This window comes from Streptomyces sp. NRRL S-1813, from assembly GCF_000719605.1.
Classification (GTDB): Bacteria; Actinomycetota; Actinomycetes; order Streptomycetales; family Streptomycetaceae; genus Streptomyces; species Streptomyces decoyicus.
Genome location: NZ_JOHB01000007.1, coordinates 72142 through 89071 on the forward strand (window position 1 = coordinate 72142; position 16930 = coordinate 89071).

The window sequence follows — 16930 nt, forward strand, 5'->3', positions numbered from 1 at the left end:
GACCGGGTGCAGGTTATGGCCAAGGATCGCCGCCATGCCCAGAAGCAGTACGCGCACCAGTCCGGTCAGACGCAGCCGTACCCGTCGGGTCGGTGAGAGCGCCTATGGGGCGTTGCTTCTCGCCAGGACGGGGTTGATGGGTCTGCTGGCGTTGCTCCTGCTGGTGGCGGGGGTGTGGACGTCGTGGCACACGGCGCAGTACGCGATGCTCGTCAAGGCGCGGGAGCGCGGAATGATGACGGTGTCGGCGTGTGAGAGCGAGCGGTGCACCGGCTCGTATGTGCCGACGGGGGGCGATGGCCGGCCGCGGGCGAAGGTGACGATCGTGCAGGCGGCGGCGCCGGACAAGGGCGAGCGGGTCGAGGTGACGGTCAAGCCGGGTACGGCGCAGGCGGTGCGGACCGGGTCTGCCGGGATATTGCATGCGTGGGTGCCGTTCGCGGGGTCGTTGCTGCTGGCGGCGCTGGTGGTGGCCGGGGGGATGCGACTGCGGCGTACGGCGTGGGTGATGGGGTTGTTGGGGGCGGTGTTGTTGGGCGCGGCGTTCGCTGCGCTGTAGGGCGGATACGACGGCGGCCCGTCCTCCCCTGGTGGGAGGACGGGCCGCCGTCGTATGCGGGGGTGCGTCAGCCGGTGTTGCGCAGTCCGGCGGCGACGCCGTTGACGGTGAGCAGCAGGGCTCGGGCGAGGACGGGGTCCGCCTCCTCGCCGCGCTCGGCGGCGCTGCGCTGGCGGTCCAGCAGCGAGACCTGGAGGTAGGAGATCGGGTCGAGGTAGGCGTCGCGGATGTGGAAGGTCTGCCGCAGGACCGGGTTGGATTCGAGGAGTTCCTTCTCCCCGGTGACGCGCAGGACCTCGGCGACGGTGAGTTCGTGTTCGGCCTTGATGCCGTCGAAGACGTGCTGGAGCTCGTCGGGCACGAGGGTGTCGACGTAGTGCTGGGCGATCCGCAGGTCGGTCTTGGCCAGCGTCATGGTGACGTTGGACAGGAAGTTGCGGAAGAAGTGCCAGTGCTCGTGCATTTCGTCCAGGACGCTGTCGAGTCCGGCTTCGCGGGCGGCCTTGAGGCCGGTGCCGACGCCGTACCAGCCGGGGACGATCTGGCGGGACTGGGTCCAGCCGAAGACCCAGGGGATGGCCCGCAGTCCGTCGAGGCCGGCGCCGGAGTCGGGGCGGCGCGAGGGACGCGAGCCCAGGTGGAGTTCGGCGAGCTGGTCGACGGGGGTGGAGGCGAAGAAGTACGCGGGCAGGTCGGGGTCTTCGACCAGCCGGCGGTAGGAGCCGTGGGCCGCCTCGGAGACGGTTTCCATGGCGGCGTCCCAGCGGGCCAGGGCTTCGTCGGACTGCCGGGGCTCGGTGTGCAGAGCGGAGGCCTGGAGCGTGGCGGCGACGGTCAGTTCCAGGTTCTCCCGCGCCAGCGACGGCACCAGGTACTTGTCGGAGATGACCTCGCCCTGTTCGGTGACCTTGATCTCGCCTTCGAGGGTCCCGTAGGGCTGGGCGAGGATCGCGTCGTGGGAGGGGCCGCCGCCGCGGCCGACGGTGCCGCCGCGGCCGTGGAAGAGGCGCAGCCGTACGCCGTGGCGGTGGGCGACGTCGCGCAGCAGGCGCTGGGCGCGGTGGATCTCCCACTGGGAGGTGGTGATGCCGCCGAACTTGGAGGAGTCGGAGTAGCCGAGCATGACCTCCTGGACGTCGTCGCGCAGGGCGACCAGGCGCCGGTAGGAGGGGTCGGAGAGCATCTCGTCGAGGAGCTGGTCGGCGATCTTCAGCTCGTCGGTGGTCTCCAGCAGCGGCACGATGCCGACCTTGGCCCAGCCGGCGTGCAGGTCGATCAGTCCGGCCTCGCGGGCGAGGACGGTGGCGGCGAAGACGTCGTCCGAGCCCTGGCACATGGAGATGATGTAGGACTCGACGACCTCGGGGCCGAAGGTCTCCTTGGCCTTGAGGATGGTGCGGAAGACGCCGAGGGTCTTGGCGCCGGCCGCGTCGAGGGGGGCGGGGGTGGGTGCCAGCGGGCGGCGGGAGCGCAGTTCCTTGGCGAGGAGCTTGCGCCGGTAGTCGCGCGGCATGTCCACGTAACGCCAGGATTCTTCGCCGAGGCGGTCGAAGAGCTGGCCGAGCGCGTGGTGGTGCGCGTCGGCGTGCTCGCGGACGTCCATGGTGGCGAGCTGGAGGCCGAAGGCGGCGATGGTGCGCAGGGTGCGCTCCAGGCGGCCGTCGGCGACCAGGCCGCCGCGGTGCTCGCGCAGCGAGGTCTGGATGAGGGCGAGGTCGTCGAGGAGTTCCGTGGTGCCGAGGTAGTCGCGGCCGGGGACGTGGGGGGTGTCGCCGGCGAGGCGCTCGCGGGTGTTGACGAGCTTCTGCCGGATGCAGGTCGCCTTGAGCCGGTAGGGCTCCTCGCTGTTCAGCCGCTTGTAGCGGGGGCTGATCTCGGGGAGGAGGTCGAGGTCGCGCTGGAGGGATTCCAGCAGCTCGTCGGTGGCGCCGCAGTTGCGGATGGAGTTGGAGAGGGCGCCGCGCAGCTCGTCGATGTGCTCCAGGGCGTCGGTGATGCCGTGCTCGTGCTGGAGGAGCAGGACGTCCCAGGTGACCTGCGGGGTGACGTTGGGGTTGCCGTCGCGGTCGCCGCCGATCCAGGTGCCGAAGGTGAGCGGGCGGGTGCCGGGGGGCAGCTCGGTGCCGGCTCGCTCCAGCTCGGCGGCGAGGTCTTCGAGGACGTCGCCGACCGCGCCCCGGCCCAGCTCGTCGAGGTAGTAGATGGCGTTGCGGGCCTCGTCGGTGGGCTCGGGGCGGGCGACGCGCAGCTCGTCCGTCTGCCAGATGAGGTCGATGTTCTCGGCCAGGCGGAGGTCGGCGCGGCGGCGCTCGCCGTCGGGGCTGTCCAGCAGCTCGGCGACCTTGCGGAGTTTGGTGAGGACGGAGCGCCGGGCGGCCTCGGTGGGGTGCGCGGTGAAGACGGGGCGTACGCCGAGGTTGCGGGCGGTCTCGCGCAGATGCTCGGGGTCGGCGTCCTTGAGCATGTCGGCGGTGCGGGCGAGGATGCTGCCCTCGGCGGCGCGCCGGGCGCCGAGCTCGCGGCCGCGGTGGACCTGCTCGGTGACGTTCGCGAGGTGGAAGTACGTGGAGAAGGCGCGCACCAGCTTGGCGGCCGTGGCCAGGTCCGTGTCGCCCAGCAGCCGGGCCGCGGCCTCGCCGTCGGAGCGGGTCAGGGCGCGGACCCGCTCGACGAGGTCGAGGAGCTCGTGCCCCTCCTGTCGGACCAGGGTTTCGCCGAGGAGGTCGCCGAGGCGGCGGATGTCGGCACGCAGGGCGATGTTGTCGCTCGGGCCGGGGTCGAGGCTCTCGACGGAGGCGATCTCGGCCGGAGTGTTGTCGGCACTGCTCACGGGTGCGGCTCCTTGCAGCGATCAGGGGCGTCGCACCACGGCTCGGGAGGGGTGGCGGCGGGCGACGCGTGGGCAGGTCTGATGGCGGGCGGGTTGCGGACCGCGCTGTCCGACGTTCCCCAGGATAGGTCTGCCCAGCGTCAGCAGATCACACCGTCCGCTGGGTGGGCATCTGCGTCACAGGTCAGGGGTGTGGCGCCTGTCACGGCCTTGCCCGTGACGGCGGCACTGCCATACTTACGAGACCGTAGGTTACGGTCCCGTAGCCGTAGCCGTGCCCCCGAGCCCCCCGACGAGGGACACCATGACCGCTCGACCTGAAGCCGTAGAAGATCCCCCGATTCCTGCTGATTCATCCGTCGGCCCGGCCGCCGGCGCTCCGGTGCCGTCCGCGACGCTGGGCGGCGAGCAGCGCCGGTCGGTCGAACAGATCACGCTCCTGCTCTTCATCACCGTCCCGTTCGTGGCGCTGGTCGCCGCGGTCCCGCTGGCCTGGGGCTGGGGGGTGAGCTGGCTGGATCTGGGACTGATGGTGGCGATGTACTACATCGGCTGCCACGGCATCACGATCGGCTTCCACCGCTACTTCACGCATGGCGCGTTCAAGGCGAAGCGGCCACTGCGGATCGCGCTCGCGATCATGGGGTCGATGGCCGTCGAGGGACCGCTGGTGCGCTGGGTGGCGGACCATCGCAAGCACCACAAGTTCTCCGACGCCGAGGGCGACCCGCACTCCCCGTGGCGCTTCGGCGAGACGGTGCCGGCCCTGATGAAGGGCCTGTGGTGGGCGCACATCGGCTGGATGTTCGACGAGGAGCAGACCCCGCAGCAGAAGTACGCACCGGACCTGATCAGGGACGATGCGATGCGTACGATCTCCCGCCAGTTCATCCTGTGGACGGCACTGTCGCTGATGATCCCGCCGCTGGTGGGCGGTCTGGTGACATGGTCCTGGCAGGGCGCGCTGACCGCGTTCTTCTGGGGCTCCCTGGTGCGCGTCGCGCTGCTGCATCACGTCACGTGGTCGATCAACTCCATCTGCCATGCGGTCGGCAAGCGCCCCTTCAAGTCCCGCGACCGCTCCGGGAACGTGTGGTGGCTGGCCGTCCTGTCCTGCGGCGAGTCCTGGCACAACCTGCACCACGCGGACCCGACCTGTGCCCGGCACGGCGTGCTGAGGGGGCAGCTGGACTCCAGCGCCCGGTTGATCCGCTGGTTCGAGAAGGCGGGCTGGGCGTATGACGTCCGGTGGCCGGACGCGTCACGGATCGAGGCCCGACGCGCGGAGGTGGCCGCCGGGGGTGCCTCTCGGCGGTAGCCGGGGAAGGCATGATTGACGGGTGGCGATCGACGACAGCAGCGCGAGCAACAGCAAGGGCAAGCACTCCCCCGCGGGCACGCGGCGGGCCCGCAGGGTCCGGATGACGGGGGCGGAGCGCCGGGAGCAGCTGCTGGACATCGGTCGCACGCTCTTCGCCGAGCGGGGCTACGAGGGAACCTCAGTGGAGGAGATCGCCGCGAAGGCCGGCGTTTCCAAGCCTGTGGTCTATGAGCACTTCGGCGGCAAGGAAGGCCTGTACGCGGTGGTCGTGGACCGCGAGATGCGGCAGCTGCTGGACATGGTGACCAGCGCGCTGACCGCCGGCCATCCCCGCGAGCTCCTCGAACAGGCGGCGTTCGCGCTGCTCGACTACATCGAGACCTTCACCGACGGTTTCCGCATCCTGGTCCGTGATTCCCCCGTGGCCCAGTCGACGGGCACCTTCGCCTCGCTCATCAGCGATATCGCGACCCAGGTCGAGGACATCCTGGGCCTGGAGTTCAAGGCCCGTGGCTTCGACCCGAAACTGGCCCCGCTCTATGCACAGGCCCTGGTCGGCATGGTCGCGCTGACCGGCCAGTGGTGGGTGGACGCCCGTAAGCCGAAGAAGGCCGAAGTGGCGGCCCATCTGGTGAATCTGGCCTGGCACGGGCTGGGCAATCTGGAGGCGAAGCCTCGGTTGATAGGGCATCGGAAGAACTGAGCCGCGGGCCGCTCGGACGGGGCCGGTGCACGACCCTGATCGCGCGGGGGCCGGCTGCACGGTTGCGTCACGGGGGCCGGCTGCACGGTTGCGTCACGGGGGCCGGCTGCACGGTTGCGTCACGGGGGCCGGCTGCACGGTTGGGTCGCGCGGGCCGGGCCAGCCCGGGGGTCAGCCCTGCGGCTCCAGGAACTCCAGCCGGTTGCCTGCCGGGTCGACCGAGTAGAAGCGCCGGTGGCCCGGCAGATGGCCGTCCCAGGTGACGGCGGCGCCCCCGGCGGTCAGCCGGGCGGCGAAGGCGTCGATGCCGTGGACGCGGATACCGGGGTGGGCTTTTTTCGCGGGGCGGAAGTCCGCCTCGATGCCCAGGTGCAGCCGGGCCGTGCCGGCCTCGAACCAGCATCCTCCGCGGGCCGCGAGCGCCGGCGGCTTCGGGATCTCCGTCATGCCGAGGAGATCCGCGTAGTAGGCGCGCAGGGCGTCTTCGGTGCCGGGGGGCGCGGCGAGCTGGATGTGGTCGAGGCCGGTGATCACGGAGGGGTCACCTCGGAGGGGATGAGCCGGAGTGCGGCGGCGGGCAGGCGGGCGGCAGGTGTCAGCCGGCCGCCGGTTTCCGGGCGACGGCGAAGATGCGGCGGAACGGGAAGACGGTGCCGTGGGGGCCGGTGGGGTAGGCCTGGCGGAGGGCGTCGCGGTATTCGGCGAGGAAGGCGTCGCGGGCGGCCGGGTCGTTCTCCAGGGCGGTCAGCACGGGGCGCAGTGCGGTGCCCTTGACCCAGTCGAGGACCGGGTCGTCGCCCTCCAGGAGCTGGACGTAGATGGTTTCCCATACGTCCGCGGCGCAGCCGAGGTCGGTGAGGCGTTCCAGATACTCGGCCGGTTCGAGGATGTGGACGAAGCGGCGGCCGTGGGTGGTGAGCCGTTCACGCCACTGGGGGGCGTCGCACAGCTCGCCGAGCAGGGCGTGGCTGGGTGAGGTGAAGTTGCCGGGGACCTGGAAGGCGAACGTGCCGCCGGGGGCGAGGGCCCCGATCCAACGGGCGAAGGATTCCGGGTGGTTGGGGACCCACTGGAGCGCCGCGTTGGAGACGATCAGGTCGTAGGTTTCCTCGGGCGCCCAGTCGGCGGCGTCGGCGAGGGCGAAGTCGAGGTGGCCGCCGCCCGGGGTGAAGCCGGCGTGGTTCTCGGCTTCCTTGAGCATCTCCGGGGAGTTGTCGTATCCGGTGATGTGCGCATCGGGCCAGCGTGCGGCGAGCAGGGCGGTGACGTTTCCGGGGCCGCAGCCGAGGTCGGCGATACGGGCGGGGCGGCCGGGCCGGGGGAGGCCGGGTATCCGGGCGAGAAGGTCGTGGAAGGGGCGGGTACGGTGCCCGGAGTGGCGGAGGTATTGCTGCGGATCCCAGGTTGGTGCGTCATGCATGATCGAAACCCCTTTGCCGATGCAGGGCTGACTCAAGGCTGGCACGGTCGGATTCGGGCCGTCTCGGCTGGAAACCGAGCCCTCGCCGACGATGCCCATAGTCCAGGGAAATATATCTCGACGTCAAGAGACTTCATGTCGACAGACCCTCTACACTGATCGTCATGGAGGACGAGGTCGATCGACTGGTCGCAGCATGGCGCCGCGAGCGCCCGGACCTCGACGTGGAACCACTTGAGGTGCTCAGCCGGGTCTCCAGGCTGGCCAGACACCTGGACCGGGCTCGCCGTATCGCCTTTTCCGAGGTGGGGCTGGAGCCCTGGGAGTTCGATGTGCTCACCGCGCTGCGGCGCGCCGGGGCGCCCTATCAGCTCTCCCCCGGAGCGCTGCTGACGCAGACACTGGTGACCTCGGGGACGATGACCAACCGCATCGACCGGCTCGCCAAGAAGGACCTCGTCGAGCGGCTGCCCGACCCCAGCGACCGGCGCGGAGTGCTGGTCAGGCTGACGGCCGAGGGCCGTGACAAGGCCGACCAGTCGCTGGCCGGGCTGCTGATCCAGGAGCGCGCCATTCTCGCCGAGCTCTCCCGTCAGCAGCGCGGTGAACTGGCCGGGCTGCTGCGGCGGTTGACCGGGCCGTTCGACAACATCCCGGGGTAGCGGGCGTCCGCGGCGCCCGCCGGCGGCGGCGGGTGCGACGAGTGCGACGCGTGCGAAAAACCGCGTGCCGGGGAAACGGCGTGCGCCGTATTTGACGGCGCGTAAGCGGAGTGTGCGCGCCCCCTGAATCTGCGCGCGCCCCTCTCCTACCGCGTCCCCTTGCCCGCCGCTCGTCCCGTGGGCTTGGATCGCGCCATGAGCCAGCAGCGCGCATCGCATCCGGCGAACGGCCCGTACGGCAAGCGGTTCGAGGGGCGCACGGTCCTGGTGACCGGGGCCGCCGCCGGGATCGGAGCGGCCACCGCCGACCGGCTGGCGGCCGAGGGCGCCGGCGTCCTGCTGCTGGACATCGACGACGCACGCGGCGAACACACCGCGCGACGCATCCGGGCGGCCGGCGGCCGGGCCTCGTACGAGCACTGCGATGTGGCGGGCGAGGACGACTGGCGGCGGGCGGTCGAAGCGGCGCGGCAGCGCTACGGTCCGGTGGACGGGCTGGTCAGCAACGCCTTTCTGCCCTCTGTCGCGGCCGCCGACCGCACCCCGCTCACCGACTGGGACCGGCAGCTCGCGGTCAATCTCACCGCCTCGTTCCTCGGCGTGCGCGCCGCCCTGGAGGATCTGCGGGCGCGCGCGGGCGCGGTGGTGCTGACCTCGTCGGTGCATGCGCTGATCGGGCTGCCGGGACGGCCCGCGTACGCCGCGGCCAAGGCCGGGCTGACCGGTCTGGGGCGCCAGCTGGCCGTCGAGTACGGGCCGGAGGTACGGGTCAACAGCGTGCTGCCGGGCCCCGTTCTGACGGCGGCCTGGGACGCTATCGGCGAGGAGGAACGGCAGGCCAGCGCCGCGGAGACGGCGGCGCGGCGGCTGGGGCGGCCCGAGGAGGTCGCCGCCGCCATCGCCTTTCTGCTCTCGGCCGAGGCGTCCTTCGTCACGGGCGCGAGCCTCGTCGTCGACGGCGGCTGGAGCGTGTACAAGAACTCTTCGTGAGCCGATCCTGCTGACGGCGGGGCCGCCGCGCCCCGCCCGGGCTTCGATCCTTAGGGGGATCCATGGGCATCCATTTCGGCGGCGACTACAACCCCGAGCAGTGGCCCGAGGAGGTGTGGGCCGAGGACCTGAAGCTGATGAAGGCGGCCCAGGTCACCATGGTCACCGCCGGGATCTTCTCCTGGGCCGAGGTCGAACCCCGGTCCGGCGCCTGGGACTTCGGCTGGTTCGACCGCGTCATGGACGGGCTGGCGGGCGCCGGTATCGCCGTCTGTCTGGCGACCATGACCGCCTCGCCCCCGCCGTGGCTCTCCCGCGCACACCCCGAGATCCTGCCCGAGGACGCGGACGGCCGGCGCCGCTGGCCCGGCGGCCGGCAGCACTACTGCCCCTCCAGCCCCGTCTACCGCGCCCACGCCGTACGCCTCGTCGAGCAGCTCGCCACCCGCTACGCCGGCCACCCGGCGCTCGCCCTGTGGCACGTCGGCAACGAATACGGGTGCCACACCCGCCAGTGCTACTGCGACGTGTCGGCCGACGACTTCCGGCGCTGGCTGCGCGCACGGTACGGGAGCGTCGACACGCTCAACGCCGCCTGGTCGACGGCCTTCTGGTCACAGGCGTACGGCGACTTCGACGAGGTGCTGCCGCCGCGCACCGCGCCCACCTTCCCCAACCCCGCCCAGCAGCTGGACTATCTGCGCTTTGGCGACGAGGCCCTGCGCGCCTGCTACCTGGCCGAAAAGGCGGTGCTGGAGCGCGTGACCCCCCAGGTTCCGGTCACCACCAATCTGATGCCGCAGCACAAGCCCGTCGATGCCTTCGCCTGGTCGGCGCACATGGACACGATGGCGCTGGACTTCTACCAGGACCCGTATGTGCCGGACGACCACATCCGGGCCGGCTATGTCTTCGACCTGATGCGCTCGGCGCGCTCCGGACAGCCCTGGATGCTGCTGGAACAGGCGCCCGGCGCGGTCAACTGGCGGCCCCGCAACGGCCCCAAGCCGCCCGGCGCGATGCGGCTGTGGAGCTGGCAGGCCGTCGCCCAGGGCGCGGATGCGGTGCTGTACTTCCAGTGGCGGCAGTCGCTGGGTGGCGCGGAGAAGTTCCACTCGGCGATGCTGCCGCACAGCGGTACCGACACCCGCATCTTCCGCGAAGTGTCGGCTCTGGGGCGGGAGTTGGCGTCGGTTCCGGGCATCGAGGGGACCCGGTCGCGGGCCGAGGTGGCGCTGCTGACGGACTGGCACAGCTGGTGGGCGCTGGAGCTGGACTCCAAGCCGTCGACCGCACTGGACCACTCCCGTATCGCGCTGGATCACTACCGGCCGCTGTTCGAGGCGGGTGTGGCCTGCGACGTGGTCCCGCCGCAGCGTGAGCTGTCCGGCTACCGGCTCGTCGTGGCGCCCAATCTGTATCTGCTCACCGCGGACGACGCCCAGCGGCTGGCTTCCTACGTCCGCGACGGCGGGCAGCTGCTGGTGTCGTTCTTCTCCGGGATCGTCGACGCGCACGACCGGGTGCACCCCGGCGGCTGTCCGGCGCCGCTGCGGGAGCTGCTGGGCCTGCGGGTGGAGGAGTTCTGGCCGCTGGACGAGGGGCGGTCGGTGGCGGTCGGCGACGGCGTCCGTACGGGACGGGCGGATCTGTGGTCGGAGGTCATCGACCTCGAAGGGGCCGAGGCGCTCGCCCACTTCACGGACGGGGACCTCGCCGGCCGGCCCGCGGTGACCCGGCACGCCTACGGGCGGGGCACGGTCTGGTACGTCGGCACCCGGCTCGATGCCGCGCTGATGCGGGCCCTGCTGGACGACGTACGGGCGGCGGCCGGGGTGGCGCCCGTCCTGCCGGGGCTGCCGGAGGGTGTCCAGGCCACCGTCCGCGAGGGCGCCGGCGGGCGCTATGTCTTCCTGCTCAACCACGGGGCGCGGACCGTCGAGGTCGGGCTGCCGGCGCCGATGCGGGATGCGCTGGCGGCGGACGCGACGGGCGGGGGCGGGGCCGGGCCCGTCGACCGGGTCACGCTGAGCGCCCGGGGTGTGGCCGTACTGACGGAACCCGGCGCGTAGGGCACTTGCGCGCTCGCGGCGGCCGGGTGGGGCGCGGGGCGGTCACCCGTCCTCGGCCACCCGACCGTCGACCACCCGACGTTCGGCCGCTCAGCCCCCGTCCCTCGGCCCGTCAGCCCCTCACGGCACCGGCACCGAGGCCGCCGCGGCCGCCGCCTCCAGCTCGACCGGGCCGACCCCGGCCCGGCGGGCCAGCGCGACCGCCGCGAGAGTGGAGTGCACCCCGAGCTTGCCGAGCACATTCTGCATATGCGTACGGACCGTGTGCGGGGAGAGGAAAAGCCGCTCGGCGACCGCCTTGCGGCCCAGGCCCGCCACCATGCAGCGCAGCACCTCGCGCTCGCGCGGGGTCAGCGACTCCACCAGCCGCTCGCTCTCGGAACGGTGTTTGCGGGCCGCCGTCAGCTCCCGCAGCACACCGGTCAGCAGCGCCGGCGGCAGATGCGTCTCGTCCCGCAGCACCCCGCGGATGACGGCGAGCAGCCGGGAGAGCGAGCAGTCCTTGGCCACCCAGCCGGAGGCACCGGCTTGCAGCGCGGCGGCCGCGCGGCGCGGATCGTCGCGGTCGGCGAGGACGACGGTGCGCAGATACGGATGGCTGGTGCGCAGGCCGGAGACCAGCGCGATGCCGTCCCGCGGGACGGCGCGCGGCACGGTCTCGCGGGCCGCCCCCTGCGCGGGCACCGCGAGCAGCGGCGCGGCGAGGTCGGCGTCGGCGAGCAGCACGTCGAACCGGCGGCCGTCGGTGACCGCACGGTCCAGATTGCGCAGCGCCGCGGGGGCACTGCCCGCGGCCGCGACGTCCACGTCCTGTTCCGCGGCGAGCGCGGCCGCCAGGGATTCGGCGAAGATGCGGTGGTCGTCGACCACCAGAACCCGGATGCGTTGCACAGAGACCCCCTGTCCCGGTGAACGGACCATAGCGGGCACGACGCCAGGATTGAAGATCGCCTCAGCCGCACGGCCGCCGCCGTGCCGACATGACTACCCCACCCCGGGCGCCGTACCCGAACGGTCTCGCCCCCTGATCGGCACCGGCCCCCACCGGTGCAGGCTCCCAGCGTACGGACGGGTTGCGGCAAGGGAGGGTGATTGACGAAACTGCTCCCTCACCCGGGCCGTTCGGCGCCGCCGCGGTGGCCGCGCGCCGCCCGGCGCGCCCTACTCGACGCGGTGTGCGCCCGCGCTCGGGACCGCCTCGAAGATCCGCGGGACGGCATGGCCGGCCGCCGCGAACGCCTCGGTGACCGCCGCGCCGACGGCCGTGGCGCCGGACTCCTCGACGAGCACGACCGCCGAGCCGCCGAAGCCGCCGCCGGTCATCCGGGCCCCCAGGGCGCCCGCCGCGTGGGCGGTGTCGACGGCGAGGTCGAGTTCGCGGCAGGAGATCTTGAAGTCGTCGCGGAGCGAGGCGTGGCCGGCCGTCAGCAGCGGGCCGATGGCGCGGGTGCGGCCCGCGTCGAGCCGGGCGATGACCTCTTCGACCCGGTGGTTCTCGGTGACGATGTGCCGGACGAGGGCCTGGACGACGGGCTCGTCGGCCAGCTTGTCGAGTGCCTCCGGCAGTTGCGCGTACGGCACATCACGCAGGGCACGCACCCCGAGCGCCCGCGCGCCGCGCTCACAGCCGGCGCGCCGCTCCGCGTATGCGCCGTCCCCCAGCTCGTGCTTCACCCGCGTGTCCACGACGAGGAGCCGCAGCCCCTCCCCCGCAAGATCGAACCGGATCTGGCGCCGGGTGAGGTCGCGGGTGTCGAGGAACAGGGCATGACCCTCGGTGCAGCAGGCCGCAGCGGTCTGGTCCATGATCCCGCAGGGCACGCCGACGAAGGCGTTCTCGGCCCGCTGGGCGAGCTGGGCCAGTCGCTGCGGCTCCTGGCCGAGCGCATACAGATCGTTGAGGGCGAGCGCGGTGACGATCTCCAGGGCCGCGGAGGAGGAGAGTCCGGCGCCGGTGGGCACCGTGCTGTCGTAGTGCAGATCCGCACCGCCGACGGGCAGTCCGGCCTCCCGCATCGCCCAGACGACACCGGCCGGGTAGGCGGCCCAGCCTCCCTGGGGAGCCGGCCGCAGCTCGTCGATGCGCAGTTCGACGATGCCGCCGTCGGCGCCGCCGGAGTGCAGCCGCAGCACCCCGTCGGTGCGGGCCGAGGCGGCGGCGAGGGTGGTGTGCGGGAGGGCGAGCGGCATCACGAAACCGTCGTTGTAATCGGTGTGTTCACCGATCAGGTTGACCCGGCCGGGCGCCGCCCAGGTGCCCGTGGGGGCGGCGCCGTACACCGCGGCGAATTCGTCCGCGGTGTACTGGGCGCCGTGCGGGCGCCCGGTGGCCGGGGCGGCGGCTCCGTGAGCGGTCATCAGGACTCCTTCGTCCGGTCGAGGTGCTGCGCGAACTGCCAGGCGTCGCCGACGATTTCCGCGAGGTCGGCGCGGCTGGGCCGCCAGCCGAGGCGGTCGATGGCGGTCCGGGCGGAGGCCACCAGCACGGCCGGGTCGCCGCCGCGGCGCGGGGCGGTGACCTCGGGGATGGGGTGCCCGGTGACCTTGCGGACGGTCTCGATGACCTCGCGGACGGAGAAGCCGTTGCCGTTGCCGAGGTTGCAGATCAGGTGCTCACCCGTGGTGGCGGCGTCGAGGGCGAGGAGGTGGGCCTCGGCGAGGTCGGCGACGTGGATGTAGTCGCGGACGCAGGTGCCGTCGGGGGTGGGGTAGTCCTCGCCGAAGACGGAGATCGCCTCGCGCTTGCCCTGGGCGACCTGGAGGACGAGCGGGATGAGGTGCGACTCGGGGTCGTGGCGCTCGCCGCAGCTGCCGTAGGCGCCGGCGACGTTGAAGTAGCGCAGCGAGACGGCGGCCAGGCCGTGGGCCGCGGCCTCACCGCTGATCATGTGGTCGACGGCGAGCTTGCTGGCGCCGTACGGGCTGGTGGGCGCGGTCTCGGCGGACTCGGTGACCGGGGTGGACTTCGGCTCGCCGTAGGTGGCGGCGGTGGAGGAGAAGACGAGGGTGCGGACGCCGGCGTCGCGCATCGCGGCGAGCAGGTCCATGGTGCCGCCGACGTTGTTGCGCCAGTACTTCTCGGGGTCCACGACGGACTCGCCGACCTGGGAGAAGGCGGCGAAGTGCAGCACCGCGTCGTAGGAGGGGTCGAGGCACTTCACGGCGTCCTGGATGCGGCCCTCGATGAAGTGGGCACCTGCGGGGACGCCCTCGCGGTGTCCGGTGGACAGGTCGTCCAGCACGGTCACCTCGTGACCGGCCTGGAGCAGATGGGCCGCAACGACGCTGCCGACATATCCCGCACCGCCCGTGACCAGGTACTTCTTGCTCACTTGCTCGCTACCTCTCGCAGTCGCTCGGCCGCGGCCTCCGGCGGCACATCATTGATGAACACATTCATGCCGGATTCGGAACCCGCGAGAAACTTCAGCTTGCCGGAAGTGCGGCGAATGGTGAAAAGCTCGAGGTGAAGTGCAAATTCGCCGCGGTGCCCGGCGTGCAGCGGGGCCTGGTGCCAGGCGGCGATGTACGGCGTACGGGCGGCACCGGCCGCCCGTGGCCCGTGATCCCCGCCCCCTTCCTTCCCGCCGTCCCCCCCACCGAAGATCCGGTCGAAGCGCCGCAAGACTTCCAGATAGATCTGTGGGAATTCTGTGCGCGCGGCGTCGTCGAGGGCGGGCAGGTCGGGGACCCGGCGCTTGGGGTAGAGGTGCACCTCGTAGGGCCAGTGGGCGGCGTACGGGACGAAGGCCACCCAGTGCTCGCCTTCGAGGACGATGCGGCGGCCGTCGGCCAGCTCGTCGGCGACCACCTCGTCGAAGAGGTTGCCCCCGCCGGTCGCCTCGTGGTGTGCGGCGAGCGAGGTGAGCATGCGCGTGGTGCGCGGGGTGACGAAGGGGTACGCGTAGATCTGCCCGTGCGGGTGGCCGAGGGTGACGCCGATCTCGGCGCCGCGGTTCTCGAAGCAGAAGACCTGTTCCACGCCCGGGAGTTGGGACAGCTCCGCGGTGCGGTCGGTCCAGGCCTCCAGGACCAGGGCGGCCTGCTCCTCGGTGAGGTCGGCGAAGGAGGCGTCATGGTCGGAGGTGAAGCAGACGACCTCGCAGCGGCCGCTGTCGCCGGCGAGGGACGGGAAGCGGTTCTCGAAGACGGCGACGTCGTAGTCCGCGGCAGGGATCTCGGAGTGCCTGCCGTCACGGGAGGGGCACAGCGGGCACTCGTCGGCCGGCGGGTGGTAGGTGCGGGCCTGGCGGTGCGAGGCGATGGCGACGGAGTCGCCGAGGAGCCGGTCGTGGCGGATCTGCGAGGCGGTGGCCACGGGGTCGAGGGGGCGGTGGTCGACCGCATCGCGTACGACGTCGTCGCGCGAGTCGTAGTAGATGAGCTCCCGGCCGTCCGCCAGCCGGGTCGACGTCTTTTTCACGGGAGCTCCTCACCCTGCTACCAAACACAAACAAACACAATGAAGCACAACTAAACAGTTGCGTCAACGCCGGGACCTCACTGGGCCCTCACAGAAACCCCAGGGGAACATTCCCGACATCCCGGCCAGCCCGATCACGAATGCACAACTGAACCAAACAAAAGTATTCAGTTTCGCGACGACCGCGCGTACGTTTTTGTGCGTTCCGATCGCACAAAGATGTGTCCTCCGGGGGCCGCGCCTCCGGACCCGCGAAATGAGTCGCCCATGATCACCCTGGCCGAAGGGCTACGGCTTCCCACCAACGGGCTCGATTACACGATCCTGGCCATCTACTTCGTCGTCGTCCTCGGCATCGGATTCGCGGCCAAGCGCAGCGTGAAGACGAGCCTGGACTTCTTCCTCTCCGGGCGGTCCCTGCCTGCCTGGGTCACCGGCCTCGCCTTCGTCGCCGCCAACCTCGGCGCCACCGAGATCCTCGGTATGGCCGCCAACGGTGCGCAGTACGGGGCCTACACCGTGCACTGGTACTGGATCGGCGCCATCCCGGCGATGGTCTTCCTGGGCCTGGTGATGATGCCGTTCTACTACGGCTCCAAGGTCCGCTCGGTGCCCGAGTTCCTGCTGCACCGCTTCGGCCCCTCCTCCCATCTCCTCTCCTCGGTCATCTTCGCCGTCTCCTCGGTGCTGATCGCCGGCGTGAACCTGTACGCCATGGCGATCGTGCTCCAGGCGCTGCTCGGCTGGCCGCAGTGGGTCGCGATCGTCGTGGCGGGTGTCTTCGTCCTGGCGTACATCACCATCGGCGGCCTCTCCTCGGCGATCTACAACGAGGTGCTCCAGTTCTTCGTCATCCTGGCCGCGCTGATCCCGCTGACCATCGTCGGCCTCAAGCGCGTCGGGGGCTGGGACGGCCTGACGGACTCACTCAACTCCTCGCACGGCGACGCCTTCCTCACCGCCTGGAAGGGCACCGGCATCGGCGAGACCAACGCGCTCGGCGCGAACTGGCTCACCATCGTCCTCGGCCTCGGCTTCGTGATGAGCTTCGGCTACTGGACCACCAACTTCGCCGAGGTGCAGCGCGCGCTGTCCGCGAAGAACCTCTCCGCCGCCAAGCGCACCCCGCTGATCGCCGCCTTCCCCAAGATATTCATCCCGCTGGTGGTGGTCGTCCCGGGCCTGATCGCGCTGGTCATGGAGCCGACGCTGGGCAAGTCCAAGGACGGGCTCCAGTACAACGACGCGATCCCGGTGCTGATGCGGGACCTGCTGCCCAACGGTGTGCTGGGCATCGCGGTGACCGGTCTGCTCGCCGCCTTCATGGCCGGCATGGCCGCCAACGTCTCGTCCTTCAACACGGTCTTCACCAACGACATCTGGGCGGCGTACCTCAAGAAGGGCCGCGAGGACCGCTATTACCTCAAGACCGGACGCGTGGTCACCGCGGTCGGTGTGCTGATCGGCATGGGCACGGCCTTCATCGCCTCGTCCTTCAGCAACATCATGAACTACCTCCAGACGCTCTTCTCCTTCTTCAACGTCCCCCTGTTCGTCGTCTTCATCATCGGCATGTTCTGGAAGCGGACCAGCGCCGCGGCCGGCTTCTGGGGTCTGCTGTCCGGCACGGTCGCCGCGATGATCAACTATTTCTGGCTCTACAAGCAGGGCATCATCGCGATCCCCTCCGAGCAGGGCGCCAACTTCGTCTCCTCGATCGTGGCGTTCGTCGTCGGCGCGCTGGTGATGGTCCTCGTCACCCTGGTCACCAAGCCCAAGCCGGCCGCATCGCTGGCGGGCCTGGTCTACGGATCGCGGTCCCCCGGCATGGAGGAACTGCCGGCCGAGGGTGACGACGCCTGGTACCGAAAGCCGGCCCTGCTGGGCTGGGGAGCGGTCGTCCTCGCCGCCGTCTGCTACATCCCCTTCTCCTTCTGAACCTGCCTGAAC

Annotated in this window: 14 protein-coding genes; 7 read left to right on the top strand and 7 right to left on the bottom strand. The window is 71.2% G+C overall.

Annotated elements, in window-relative coordinates; all coding sequences use genetic code 11:
* Positions 1 to 34 precede the first annotated feature (34 nt).
* Entirely contained in the window at positions 35 to 559 is a 525-nt protein-coding gene (locus IF67_RS0113460) for a hypothetical protein (protein WP_030985377.1), read from the top strand.
* A 67-nt stretch (positions 560 to 626) separates the two neighbouring features.
* On the opposite strand, the gene ppc is transcribed toward IF67_RS0113460, so the two are convergent.
* Positions 627 to 3359, bottom strand: coding sequence for a phosphoenolpyruvate carboxylase (gene ppc / locus IF67_RS0113465; RefSeq protein WP_420708651.1), 2733 nt, complete (start codon positions 3357 to 3359; stop codon positions 627 to 629).
* A 334-nt stretch (positions 3360 to 3693) separates the two neighbouring features.
* Between ppc and IF67_RS0113470 the strand changes: the two genes are divergently transcribed.
* Together IF67_RS0113470 and IF67_RS0113475 are read left to right on the top strand one after the other, a co-directional pair.
* A complete protein-coding gene (locus IF67_RS0113470; protein WP_030985382.1) occupies positions 3694 to 4707 on the top strand; it encodes an acyl-CoA desaturase in 1014 nt (337 codons plus the stop codon).
* Positions 4708 to 4729: 22 nt separating this feature from the next.
* Entirely contained in the window at positions 4730 to 5413 is a 684-nt protein-coding gene (locus IF67_RS0113475) for a TetR/AcrR family transcriptional regulator (RefSeq protein WP_030985384.1), read from the top strand.
* Positions 5414 to 5584: 171 nt separating this feature from the next.
* On the opposite strand, the gene IF67_RS0113480 is transcribed toward IF67_RS0113475, so the two are convergent.
* Entirely contained in the window at positions 5585 to 5947 is a 363-nt protein-coding gene (locus IF67_RS0113480; RefSeq protein WP_030985385.1) for a VOC family protein, read from the bottom strand.
* 61 nt (positions 5948 to 6008) lie between these two features.
* A complete protein-coding gene (locus tag IF67_RS0113485) occupies positions 6009 to 6833 on the bottom strand; it encodes a trans-aconitate 2-methyltransferase (protein WP_030985387.1) in 825 nt (274 codons plus the stop codon).
* A gap of 164 nt (positions 6834 to 6997) precedes the next feature.
* Here IF67_RS0113485 and IF67_RS0113490 point away from each other — a divergent pair, with 164 nt between their 5' ends.
* From IF67_RS0113490 to IF67_RS0113500, 3 genes are all read left to right on the top strand, one after another.
* Positions 6998 to 7495 carry a MarR family winged helix-turn-helix transcriptional regulator gene (locus tag IF67_RS0113490; RefSeq protein ID WP_030082551.1) on the top strand — a complete coding sequence of 166 codons (498 nt, stop codon included), beginning with the start codon at positions 6998 to 7000 and terminating at the stop codon, positions 7493 to 7495.
* A gap of 195 nt (positions 7496 to 7690) precedes the next feature.
* Entirely contained in the window at positions 7691 to 8485 is a 795-nt protein-coding gene (locus tag IF67_RS0113495) for an SDR family NAD(P)-dependent oxidoreductase (RefSeq protein WP_030985388.1), read from the top strand.
* A 62-nt stretch (positions 8486 to 8547) separates the two neighbouring features.
* Positions 8548 to 10557: a beta-galactosidase gene (locus IF67_RS0113500; RefSeq protein ID WP_030985389.1), complete on the top strand. Its 2010-nt coding sequence runs from the start codon at positions 8548 to 8550 to the stop codon at positions 10555 to 10557.
* Between the two features lie 120 nt (positions 10558 to 10677).
* Here the strand turns inward: IF67_RS0113500 and IF67_RS0113505 are convergent, their stop codons facing one another.
* The 4 genes from IF67_RS0113505 to galT form a co-directional block, all read right to left on the bottom strand.
* Complete coding sequence (locus IF67_RS0113505) at positions 10678 to 11448, bottom strand: response regulator transcription factor (RefSeq protein ID WP_030985390.1); 771 nt, start codon at positions 11446 to 11448, stop codon at positions 10678 to 10680.
* A 270-nt stretch (positions 11449 to 11718) separates the two neighbouring features.
* Complete coding sequence (galK, locus tag IF67_RS0113510) at positions 11719 to 12915, bottom strand: galactokinase (RefSeq protein WP_030985391.1); 1197 nt, start codon at positions 12913 to 12915, stop codon at positions 11719 to 11721.
* Complete coding sequence (galE, locus tag IF67_RS0113515; RefSeq protein WP_030985392.1) at positions 12915 to 13889, bottom strand: UDP-glucose 4-epimerase GalE; 975 nt, start codon at positions 13887 to 13889, stop codon at positions 12915 to 12917. Before galE ends, galK begins: the two co-directional genes overlap by 1 nt.
* Positions 13886 to 14980, bottom strand: coding sequence for a galactose-1-phosphate uridylyltransferase (gene galT / locus IF67_RS0113520; protein ID WP_030985393.1), 1095 nt, complete (start codon positions 14978 to 14980; stop codon positions 13886 to 13888). The genes galE and galT overlap by 4 nt, the downstream gene beginning before the upstream one ends.
* A 267-nt stretch (positions 14981 to 15247) precedes the next feature.
* Between galT and IF67_RS0113525 the strand changes: the two genes are divergently transcribed.
* Entirely contained in the window at positions 15248 to 16918 is a 1671-nt protein-coding gene (locus IF67_RS0113525) for a sodium:solute symporter family protein (RefSeq protein WP_030985394.1), read from the top strand.
* Positions 16919 to 16930: the final 12 nt, after the last annotated feature.

What these genes read in the sequence shown, in the direction of transcription:
- IF67_RS0113485 (WP_030985387.1), bottom strand. Translation starts at nt 6,833, where the DNA reads ATGCATGACGCACCAACCTGGGATCCGCAGCAATACCTCCGCCACTCC.
- IF67_RS0113500 (WP_030985389.1), top strand. Translation starts at nt 8,548, where the DNA reads ATGGGCATCCATTTCGGCGGCGACTACAACCCCGAGCAGTGGCCCGAG.
- IF67_RS0113460 (WP_030985377.1), top strand. Translation starts at nt 35, where the DNA reads ATGCCCAGAAGCAGTACGCGCACCAGTCCGGTCAGACGCAGCCGTACC.
- IF67_RS0113470 (WP_030985382.1), top strand. Translation starts at nt 3,694, where the DNA reads ATGACCGCTCGACCTGAAGCCGTAGAAGATCCCCCGATTCCTGCTGAT.
- IF67_RS0113490 (WP_030082551.1), top strand. Translation starts at nt 6,998, where the DNA reads ATGGAGGACGAGGTCGATCGACTGGTCGCAGCATGGCGCCGCGAGCGC.
- IF67_RS0113525 (WP_030985394.1), top strand. Translation starts at nt 15,248, where the DNA reads ATGATCACCCTGGCCGAAGGGCTACGGCTTCCCACCAACGGGCTCGAT.
- IF67_RS0113495 (WP_030985388.1), top strand. Translation starts at nt 7,691, where the DNA reads ATGAGCCAGCAGCGCGCATCGCATCCGGCGAACGGCCCGTACGGCAAG.
- galK (WP_030985391.1), bottom strand. Translation starts at nt 12,915, where the DNA reads ATGACCGCTCACGGAGCCGCCGCCCCGGCCACCGGGCGCCCGCACGGC.